Annotated in this window: 6 protein-coding genes; 3 read left to right on the forward strand and 3 right to left on the reverse strand. The window is 65.2% G+C overall.

Going from position 1 to position 10,523, the window contains the following annotated elements:
* Nucleotides 1-54 precede the first annotated feature (54 nt).
* A complete protein-coding gene (cls, locus tag ACH2DG_RS16460; protein WP_395027487.1) occupies nucleotides 55-1,509 on the forward strand; it encodes a cardiolipin synthase in 1,455 nt (484 codons plus the stop codon).
* Nucleotides 1,510-1,550: 41 nt separating this feature from the next.
* Entirely contained in the window at nucleotides 1,551-3,008 is a 1,458-nt protein-coding gene (gene sbcB / locus ACH2DG_RS16465) for an exodeoxyribonuclease I (protein ID WP_395027489.1), read from the forward strand.
* A 120-nt stretch (nucleotides 3,009-3,128) separates the two neighbouring features.
* Here sbcB and ACH2DG_RS16470 read toward each other — a convergent pair whose 3' ends face one another.
* The 3 genes from ACH2DG_RS16470 to ACH2DG_RS16480 all read right to left on the reverse strand — a co-directional run bounded on the left by ACH2DG_RS16470 (nucleotide 3,129) and on the right by ACH2DG_RS16480 (nucleotide 8,954).
* Entirely contained in the window at nucleotides 3,129-5,018 is a 1,890-nt protein-coding gene (locus ACH2DG_RS16470; RefSeq protein WP_395027490.1) for a hypothetical protein, read from the reverse strand.
* Nucleotides 5,019-5,028: 10 nt separating this feature from the next.
* The gene (locus tag ACH2DG_RS16475) at nucleotides 5,029-7,266 is read right to left on the reverse strand and encodes a glycosyl transferase family protein (RefSeq protein ID WP_395027491.1); all 2,238 of its coding nucleotides are present in this window, start codon (nucleotides 7,264-7,266) and stop codon (nucleotides 5,029-5,031) included.
* Between the two features lie 458 nt (nucleotides 7,267-7,724).
* Nucleotides 7,725-8,954, reverse strand: a complete 1,230-nt coding sequence (locus tag ACH2DG_RS16480) for a nucleoside recognition domain-containing protein (protein WP_224152469.1) — start codon at nucleotides 8,952-8,954, stop codon at nucleotides 7,725-7,727.
* A gap of 293 nt (nucleotides 8,955-9,247) precedes the next feature.
* Here ACH2DG_RS16480 and ACH2DG_RS16485 point away from each other — a divergent pair.
* Nucleotides 9,248-10,523 (forward strand): AMP-binding protein (locus ACH2DG_RS16485; RefSeq protein ID WP_395027492.1); only part of this gene is annotated, 1,276 nt, incomplete at its 3' end.

The following is a 10,523-nucleotide window of genomic DNA, read 5'->3' on the forward strand; positions in this document are numbered from 1 at the left end:
CACATGGAGAGCGGCTACACTTGCCCGGGGCACCATAGATAGGAGATTTTGCCGGTGGATTGGATGACGCAGCTCCTGACCAAGGAGAACATCAAGGTGGTTTTGTCCGTGGTATGGCCCATCTACCTGTTCGTGGTTGCCATCTGGATTCTGATGCAGCGCCGCGCGCCGGTCGCCACCCTGGGCTGGCTGCTGTCCATGGGGGCGCTGCCGGTGGTGGGGCTGATCGTGTACTACTTCATCGGCCCGCAGCGCTTGAAGCGCCAGCGCATCAAGCGCCTGCGCGCCCGCAACAAGAGCCGCGTGCGGGAGACGGCGCGCCGCATCCGCGATGCGCAGCCGCAACTGGCATCCCACATGCGCGAACTGGTCAAGCTGGTGGACGAGACCAGCGGCTTTCCCATCTCTACCGCCGAAAGCGTGCAGCTGCTGAGCGGCGGTGCCGCCACCTTCGACCAGATTCTGGAGGATGTCTCGCGGGCGCAGCACCATGTGCACCTCGAATACTACATCTACGAGCCCGACCAGACCGGCACGCGCCTGCGCGATGCGCTCGTCGAGCGTGCCCGTGCGGGCGTGCAGGTGCGCCTGCTGGTGGATGCGCTCGGCGCCAAGCGGGTGAACAGAAAGTTCATCCAGCCGCTTCTGGACGTGGGGGGCGAGTTTGCCGTGTTCCACCCCACCAAGATCGGCCGGCGCCTGCGCCCGGTGATCAATTTCCGCACCCACCGCAAGATTGTGGTGGTGGACGGCCGGATCGGCTTTACCGGCGGCGTCAACATCACCGACGAGGAAGACCGGCGCGTCAACCCCAATGCCTACCACGACGTACACCTGCGCATGGTGGGGCCCATCGTCACCTGGCTGCAGACCACGTTCCTCGAAGACTGGGCGTACGCGCTGCAGAAAACCGACAAGGACATCCCCGAAGACCTCGATGCCCTGCTGCCCGACCTGCCCGATGGCACCCACCCGATGCAGTTGGTGACCTCGGGGCCGGATAACCCCGGCGAGCCCATCCACCGCGCCCATGTGTTTGCCGTCCAGTCGGCGCGCGAGCGGGTGTGGTTGACCACGCCATACTTTGTGCCCACGGAAGCGGCCATGTACGCGCTCACGAGTGCGGCCCTGCGCGGGCTCGATGTGCGCCTTCTGGTCCCTGAAAAGTCGGATTCGCTGGTGGTGACGGCTGCCGCGCGCTCCTATTTCGACGAACTGATCCATGCCGGCGTCAAGGTGTACGAATACCAAGCACGCATGCTGCATTCCAAAACCCTGGTGGTGGACGACAACGTGGCCATCATTGGCACTGCCAATTTCGACAACCGGAGCTTTCGCCTGAACTACGAGGTCTGCGCCATCGGCTACGGCCCCGCGCTCAACAGCAGGCTCCAAGAGCAGTTCATGGCGGACATCAGCAGATCGCGGCTGGTGGAGGTGGACCGCAAGCAGGCTTTTCTGCCACGCCTGGGTGATTCGGTCGCGCGTCTGTTCTCGCCTTTGCTCTAGGTTAGCCTAGCCCGGGAGCCAGAGCAGGCATACTAGCGGCCATGCAGACACCACAGCCCGCACAGGCCACCTTCTTCTGGCACGACTACGAAACCTTCGGCGCCGTGCCGCGCCGCGACCGTCCATCCCAGTTTGCCGGCATCCGCACCGACATGGATCTGAACGAGGTGGGCGAGCCCGTCATGCTGTTCTGCCAGCCCGCGCCCGATTACCTGCCCAGCCCCCAGGCCTGCCTGATCACCGGAATCACCCCGCAGCAGTGCCTGGAGCAGGGCGTGCCCGAGCACGAGTTTGCCGACGTGGTGGAGGCCGAGCTGGGCCGCCCCGGCACCATTGGCGTGGGCTACAACACCATCCGTTTTGACGACGAGGTGACGCGCTACATGCTGTGGCGCAATCTGCGCGACCCCTACGCGCGCGAATGGCAGAACGGTTGCGGCCGCTGGGACCTGCTTGATGTCGTGCGCATGGTCTATGCGCTGCGGCCCGACGGCATCACCTGGCCCAAGAAGGAAGACGGCTCGGTCAGTTTCAAGCTCGAAGACCTGGCCCGTGCCAACGGCATCCTGCATGAATCGGCCCATGATGCGCTCAGCGATGTGCGCGCCACCATTGGGCTCGCGCGGCTCATCAAGCAGCTGCAGCCGCGCCTGTTCGACTTTGCGCTGGGCCTGCACAAGAAGGACCGCGTGATGCAGGAGCTGGCTCTGCCCGCCACGGCTGCCCACGCGCGGCCATTTCTGCACATCTCGGGCATGTTCGGCGTGGAGCGCGGCTGCATTGCCGTCATGTGGCCGCTCGCCCAGCACCCCACCAACAAGAACGAGGTGATTGCCTGGGATCTGGCGCAGGACCCGGCCCAGCTTGCCGATCTTTCGGTAGAAGACATCCGCCTGCGCATGTTCACTGCCAGCGCCGACCTGCCCGAAGGCGTGGAGCGCCTGCCGATCAAGACCGTGCACCTGAACAAATCGCCCATGGTCGTCAGCAGCCTGCGCACCCTGAGCGCCGAGCAGGCCGCGCGCTGGCACATCGACATGGAACGCGCCCTGCAATACGCCGCCGTTGCCCGCGATCTGCCGGATATGAGCGCCACCTGGGCCGCCGTGTTCCAGCGCCCGGCCTTGCAGGATGTGGATGTGGACCAGGACCTGTACGGCGGCTTCATCGGCCAGGCCGACCGCAGGCGCCTGAACCAGCTCACCGCCATGCACCCGCAGGAGCTGGCGGTAGCCAGGCCCGGGTTTGACGACGAGCGGCTGCAGGAGCTGCTGTTTCGCTACCGGGCACGCAATTTTCCGGATTCTCTCAGCGCCACCGAGCAGGCGCGCTGGCAAGCCTTGCGGGCAGCCTTCCTGCTGCAAGGCGAGGGCGGTGCCCGCACGGCCGAGCAGATGTTTGCCGAAATCGACCAGCTGTCGGAAACCGCAGATGAGCGCGCCGAGGAACTGCTGGGCCTGCTCTACGACTACGCCGACGCCATCGTGCCGGACGCGTAGGCCTCTGTATTGCTATCAAAAAATATAGCAAATGGCGCATATGAGGTAAGGATTTCATTGTAAAAACATCTGAATCCTGTGCCCGCACAGCGCCCACTGCCATGCATTTTCCGGCTGCGGTCAATAGTGCAGGGCGGCGCGCACGAACCAGCCCTTGCCGCGTTCGTCCCCGGCCAGGCGGGCGCGGTACTGCACGGACAGATCCAGATAGGAACGTGGTGCGTTATAGGCGTCCTCACGGAACCAGTAGCGCATGCCGACGCCCAGACCCGCACCTGAAGAACTGCGCTGGCCGGACGACGTGGGCTGCGAGTTGTAATCCCAGCCCAGCACCGCATGCGGAAACAGCACCAGGCGCGAATGGGCATCGCCCACGCGAAAGCTCCGCCCGGCTTGCCCCTCTACCGTGCCATAGGTCTGCTTCTGGCGGAAGAAGTGGCCCGCTTCGGCGTAGACGTTCAGCGTCGTCCAGTCGCCAGCATCCTCGCGCAGATCGGTGCCCACGCCGCCGGAGTAGCCCAGGCGCAGTAGCCAGTCATTGGATGACAGCGAACCCACGCGGATGCGCCGCTCTGCCGATACCACCAGATTCTGGCTGCGCAGCGGCTTGACGCGGATCCCCAGCGAGGCCTGCGTGGTATCCGAGCCCGTGGCATCGCCATTGCGGCTGTAGAGTGACTGCGCTAGACCTCCGTACATCTCCCAAAAGCGCCCGTCTCCGTAGCCCGAAGGCCGCAAGTAGCCTTCGGCGACGATCTGCGTGGTGTCTCCGTAGGGCCGGGTCTGCGCTGCCGCCACGCCGGGCGATATGCCACGGTAACCCAGAAGCGCATTCACGCCCCAGGTGCGGGTGCGGGTTTCCACCTCGCGCCGGGTTTCATAGTGCTGCTGGGGCGACAGGGCCAGGCTGCCAGCCGCATGCGCGTCGATTGCCTCTTTGAAGTAGCCGACGGAGGCGTCATTCTCACCCAGGCGGCTGGCCGTGTAGGCGCCATCGCGCAGTGCGGTGGCGGGCAGCCGGCCGGATTGGCGGGCCCGGTCAAAGATGCCCAGGGCCGTGCGATCCTCGCCCCCAACGACGGCAAGATAGGCCAGATTGGCATCCGCGCTGGTCTGTGCAATGCCCTCGGCCTCCAGGCTGGTGAGGGCAGCCTGTGCGTCTGCCACCGCTTGCGGCCCCTGGCCCAGCGCCTGGTGCAGCCGGCTGCGTTGGGCCAGCAGTTCGGCGTCGGCGGGGTGGGCCTGCAGCGCTGCATCGGCCTCCTGCAACGCCAGTCCATGCTGCCCGTCTGCCGCGAGTGCCTGCAGGCGCAGCATGGCGTAGCCGGTGTGGTGGGGGTTTCGCAGCAGGGCCTCGCGCGCCTCTTCTGCGGCCTGCGCGTAGCGGCCCGCTGCATACGCGTCGTAAGCCTGCTGTGCAAGCAGATAGGCGGCATGCTCGGGTGCGACGGGAGGTGGCGCAGCAGGCGTCGGTGCGTCGGCCGGGGGTTGCGACGCAAGGGTCGCAAGCCCGGGCTGGGGCTCTGACGAAGAAGACGGGACCGATGCCGGAGCGATCGAAACAGGCGCGGGTGCCGGTGCCGGGGCGGTCGCGGTCTGCAGCACCGTTGGCGCGCGCTGCGAGCGCGCACGCGGGGTGGCAGGGCGGGGTGCGCGCGGAGCGTCGGTATTAACCGGCGCAGACCGCTTTGGTGGCGATTGCACGGTGATGACCGGGGCTGCAGCAACGGCTGCGCGGGCGTCCTGCTGTTGCTGCAGGCGGCGGTGTGCGTCTGCCAGTTGCAGGGCGATGGCAGCGTTGCCGGGCGCCAGCCGCTGCGCACGTTCGAGTTCCGCGATGGCGCGGCGGCCGTCCCCGCGCTGCAGGGCCTCAAAGGCCTTGTCCAGATGCGGGTAGATCTGGAAGCGGCGGCGCTCGCTGACTCCGGGCCCCAGGTCGAGGGTGTGTGCCGCGCTGGCAGCAGCTGCGCAGGCCAGGGCCAGCGCGCACAGGCGTGGTATGAAAGTCATGGCGTTGGCCTTATTGATCATGCGCAAGAAGGAGTGGGGCGTGGGAGACCGTGCGGGCGCCATACAGCAGCTGCGCCATCGTTGGTTGCAGCCCCCGCTGCACGCGCCGTGCCTCGCTCAGGGTTTCAGTCGCAATCACCCCTTGCTGCACCAGCAGCTCGCCCAGGCCTATGCCTGCGCGCTCCTGGCGCAGCAGCACGGTGGCCAATACGGCAGGATCGATCGCGCCCAGCGCGAGCAGCACATCACTCAGCTGTACCTGGCGGGAGACATAGCGCAGCCAGAGGCTCCTGGCCTGGGTTGCCGTCAGATGCCGCTGGTGCACGGCCTGCGCCAGTAGCTCGTGTGCGGGCTCGGTCTCCTCGGGGTCGTACAGGCGCCGCAGTTCCACGGTCACCTCGCCAGTGGGCGCGACCACACAGCGCACGGGGCGGCGCAGCTTGCGCTGCAAGGCTGCGAAGGAGACGGGGTCGAGTGGTGTCTCGCAGGCCACCACGAGTACATCGCCTTCCTCGCGCAGCGGCAGCACGCGGTAGTGCAGCGCAATGGCGCAAGGCACCCGGGTGGCCATTTCCCCCGAGGCGGGCTTGCCCTGCAGCGATTCGCTGTCCAGCCGGTGCTGCGCGGCAATGGCCGCTGCCAGCTGCAAGCCCGAGATTTCGCCGCGGTGCACCAGCGCCTGCCCCAGCGAAAGCCCGCGCATCGGGTATCGCTGGGCGTGCTGCAGTCGCTCGGGTGTCAGGGCGCGCTGCTCGAGCAGCACCTGCTCGAGCGCCTGCTGCGGGCGGGCCGCATCGCCGAGCGACGGAAAATCGTGGTCGGTCTTGGCCCAGGCCATGCGGCGGATGTCCTGCGCCTTCAGCGCCTGGGCCACAGCCCGCCAGTTGGCCAGAAAGTTCACCAGATTGCCCCACAGCAGGCGCGGCACGGCCATCAGCCCCTGGGCGAGGCCATAGTTCGCCGTCACGAAGTACATGCGCTGCACCACCCGGTTGAGCATGAGCACGAAGTTGGCGGCCAGCAGCAGCGAAAACCAGCGTTCGCCCTGGAAGATCGACAGAAAGCGGTAGCTGTCGGGCACCAGTTGCTGGTAGGCCCAGATGGCCAGCAGTTGCACTGCCAGCAGGCTGCCCAGAAAACTGGCGAAATTGGTGATGACGCCCTTGCGGTCGCGCCACAGAAAGTAGTTCATGGCCGCGCCCGGCGTCCAGCCCAGGGTGCGGTAGCCCTGGATGACGATGCCGGTGATCCAGCGCGATTTCTGCCGGACTGCAGCGCCCACCGTGTTGGGGAAGAACTCGCGCACCGCCACCATGCTGGCCTGCCGCGCGCTGCGACCCCAGTGGCGCAGCGCTTGTGGATGCCCGGGCTGGTTGCCGGGGGTGAAATCGGGAAAACGCACGAACGCCTCCTTCATCCCCAGCTGCTTGAGGCGAAAGCCGATGTTGTAGTCCTCCGTCAGACTCTGCGTGTCGAAGGCCATGCCGTTGCCTTGCTCGCGCAGCGCGGCGATGGCGCGGCGGCTGAAGCAGGTTCCAACCCCGGCGCTGGGCACCTGACCGACGAGTGCCTCACGTACCACGACATCCTTGGCGTGCATCTCGGCAAATTCGTCCAGGTAGTGGCCGCCCGTCAGATCGAACAATGGGCGCTCCAGGGGATACACCGGCAGCTGGATCAGGTCCTTGCGGCCCACCAGGTGATTGAAGAGCCGCAGCTCCAGCGGGGAGAGCACATCTTCGGCATCATGCAGGATGAAGCCCGCAAACGCCATGCCCGAGCGCTGCTCGAACTGCCAGATGGCTTCGAGCACATTGTTGAGGCAATCGGCCTTGCTGGTGGGGCCCGGCCGCGCGCAGACTACCGAATGCATGTTGGGGAAACGCGCGCGCACCTGTTCCACCTCGGCCTGCGTCTGCGGATCATTGGGGTAGGTGCCAATGAAGATATGGTAGTTCTCGTAGTCGAGTGTCGTGGCCGCAAGCTGCGCCATCGCGCCAACCACCCCGTGCTCCTGCCAGGCGGGCACCATGATGGCCAGGGGTTGCTCCTCCTGGGCCATGAGCGCGTCGGGGCCCATGGGCCGGTGGCGGGTGTAGACAAAACAGCGGCGCCAGATCCGGCGGCACCAGTAGACCAGGTCGATGAAGAGGTCGTCGAGGCTGCTGATGAAGATGACGACGGCAACAGCCACCGCAATGGTCTTGAGCCCGTACAGATAGGTCGTGAAAATGTCCAGCCAGAACAATGCGGGGCTTCTCCTGTTTAAAAAAAGGGGACGCGCCGCGCAAGAAAAGCGGCGCAGCACCCTGCCTATGGCGGGGTGCCCAAAGTGAATCGGATTGAAGGGTGGCGGGCCCTCGGGGCGCGGCGATTGCCGGGCATGCGACAGGCAATGGCGCTTGTCGTGGGTACTGCCTGCGCAGCAGGCTTGCCTGGGTGTGTCCCGCTCACCAGAGATGATTGGGGTTTACCTCTATTGATCAATGCAATAGAGATTGATATAGATTTTACTTTTATTTGATATCCATGTGCCGAGCAAAATGTCAACAATGGATGTCAATAAACATGCAAATAGCATGAATTTTCGGGAAAAGTAACGCAAAAGCCGTGGCTTGCCCACCACGCGCGGCACGAGCGGCCTGCATGTTTGCCCGCCTCTCCGCGTGCCTTTCCGCATGGTTCTCTACTGGGCGGATGGCGAACTCATCCAAAGAACTGGTAGCACACGGCGATGGCGGCCACCACCCCTGCCAGCTCTGCCAGCAACGCGCAGGGCACGGCGTGGCGGGCGCGCTGGATGCCCACGGCGCCGAAGTACACCGCCAGCACGTAGAACGTGGTCTCGGTGCTGCCCTGGATGGTGGCAGCCACCAGGGCCGGGAAACTGTCCACGCCCTGGCTCTGCATCGTCTCGATCAGCATGGCCCGCGCTGCGCTGCCGGAGAACGGCTTGACCAGGGCGGTCGGCAGCGCGTCGACAAAGCGGGTGTCCATGCCCGTCTGGCTCACCAGCCAGCGGATGCCTTCCAGCACATAATCCAGCGCGCCCGAGGCGCGAAAAAGGCCCACGGCGCACAGCATGGCCACCAGATAGGGCAGCAGGCCCTTGGCCACATCAAAGCCTTCCTTGGCGCCTTCCACGAAAGCCTCGTACACCGGCACTTTGCGCAGCGCCCCCACCACGACAAACAGCACCACCAGTGAGAAGAGAGTGATGTTGCCCAGCAGCGACGAGACCTGGGACAGGGCGGTGGCGGTCAGGGTGGCAAGAAAGGCCATGAACGCCGCCAGCAGCAGCGCCACCGGCAGCAGATATGCCAGCACCACCGGATGCCACAGCGGCAAGCGCTGCACCACGGCAACGCTGAGCAAGCCCACCAGCGTCGATGCCGAGGTGGCCAGCAGGATGGGCAGAAACACCAGGGTGGGATCGGCAGCGCCTTGCTGGAGCCGATACATGAAGATCGTGACCGGCAGCAAGGTCAGCGACGAGGCGTTCAACACTAGAAACAGGATCTGCGCGTTGCTTGCCGAGGTGGCAGAGGGATTGATGTCCTGCAGCGCTCGCATGGCCTTGAGGCCGATGGGCGTGGCCGCATTGTCCAGCCCCAGCGCGTTGGCGGCGAAGTTCAGCGTCATCAGGCCCAGCGCAGGGTGGCCGCGCGGCACCTCGGGCATCAGCCGGGCAAACAGGGGCGCCAGCCAGCGCGCCAGCAGGTCGACGAGGCCCGCCTTTTCGGCAATCTTCAAAAACCCCAGCCACAGGGTGAGGGTGCCAAACAGCAGCACCATCACCTCGACCGACAGCTTGGCCATGCCAAACAGCGCCTGCACCATGTCGGCAAAGATCTGGCTGTTGCCTCCCACCAGCCACTGCGCCAGCGCGGCCACCGCCGCCACCACAAAAAAACCGAGCCACAGGCCGTTGAGCATGTGAAATCCTTCGTCATCCGGCAAAAGCTGCGTAGAAATCGTAAACACGTTCCAGGAGCAGGGCGCCGTGGCAACAATTGTGCGCGATTGGCGCTTCTGCTTTTGCCAAAACAGGGCTGTATCGGCGGTTCACCGGCCCCTTTGACAGGGGCAGAGCCGCAGCGTATGCGGGAAAACCACAGCTTTGGGGTACTTGCCACCCGCATCTGTGCGACCCCGTAACGCGGATTTGTCAGCACAATGCAAGGCAGAGGGAAATAATGCGTGCATAACAAAGTTTGGAGACAGCCCCCATGACGAGTTTTGCCGAGTTCCACCGCCAGTCCATCGAAGACCGCGACGTATTCTGGGCTGCGCAAGCGCAGCTGATCGACTGGAAAGTGCCCCCTGCGCAGATCTGCGACTACAGCAACCCGCCTTTTGCGCGCTGGTTTGCCGGCGGGCAGACCAACCTCTGCCACAACGCGATCGACCGCCATGTGGCCGCCCGTGGCGACCAGCCTGCATTGATTGCGGTATCGACCGAAACCAATACCGAACGCACCTACACCTATGCCCAACTGCATGCCGAAGTGCAGCGCATGGCAGCGGCGCTGCAGGCCCTGGGGGTGAAAAAGGGCGACCGGGTGCAGATCTACATGCCCATGATTGCCGAGGCCGCGATTGCCATGCTCGCCAGCGTGCGCATTGGCGCGATCCATTCGGTAGTGTTTGGCGGATTTGCCTCCGGCTCGCTTGCCACCCGGATTGACGACGCGCAACCCACGGTCATCGTGAGCGCCGATGCCGGATCGCGCGCAGGCCGCGCCGTACCGTACAAGCCGCTGCTCGACGAAGCCCTGAGCCTGGCCAGCCACAAGCCGCAGGCGGTGTTGCTGGTCGATCGCGGCCTGGTGCCGATGAACCTGGTGGCAGGGCGTGACCACCTGTGGACCGAGCTGCGCGCGCAGCACATGGATGCGCAGGTGCCCTGCGAATGGGTGGATGCCACCCACCCCAGCTACACGCTCTACACCAGCGGCACCACGGGCAAGCCCAAGGGCGTGCAGCGCGACACGGGCGGCTACACCGTGGCGCTGGCCTCCAGCATGCCGGCCATCTTCGATGCCAAGCCGGGCCAGACCTTCTTCTGCACCAGCGACATCGGCTGGGTGGTGGGCCACAGCTACATCATCTATGCGCCGCTGATCCATGGCATGGCCACCATCATGTACGAGGGCGTGCCGATCCGGCCCGATCCCGGCAGCTGGTGGAGCCTGGTGGAGAAATACAAGGTCACCCACATGTTCTCGGCGCCCACGGCCATCCGTGTGCTCAAGAAGCACGATCCCGAGTACCTCCGCAAATACGACCTCAGCAGCCTGCAGGCGCTGTGGCTGGCGGGCGAGCCGCTCGACGAGCCCACCGCCAACTGGATCAGCAGCGCCATCGGGCGCCCCATCATCGACAACTACTGGCAGACGGAGACCGGCTGGCCGATTCTTACGCTGTGCAACGGCGTGGAAAAGCAGGCTTCGCGCTTTGGCAGCCCCGGCAAGGCTGTGTATGGCTACAACGTCAAGCTGATCG

Source organism: Comamonas odontotermitis, from assembly GCF_040396735.1.
Classification (GTDB): Bacteria; Pseudomonadota; Gammaproteobacteria; order Burkholderiales; family Burkholderiaceae_C; genus Comamonas; species Comamonas odontotermitis_C.

Excerpts from the sequence above, each read along its gene's own strand:
- sbcB (WP_395027489.1), top strand. The coding sequence starts at position 1,551 with ATGCAGACACCACAGCCCGCACAGGCCACCTTCTTCTGGCACGACTAC.
- ACH2DG_RS16470 (WP_395027490.1), bottom strand. The coding sequence starts at position 5,018 with ATGACTTTCATACCACGCCTGTGCGCGCTGGCCCTGGCCTGCGCAGCT.
- ACH2DG_RS16480 (WP_224152469.1), bottom strand. The coding sequence starts at position 8,954 with ATGCTCAACGGCCTGTGGCTCGGTTTTTTTGTGGTGGCGGCGGTGGCC.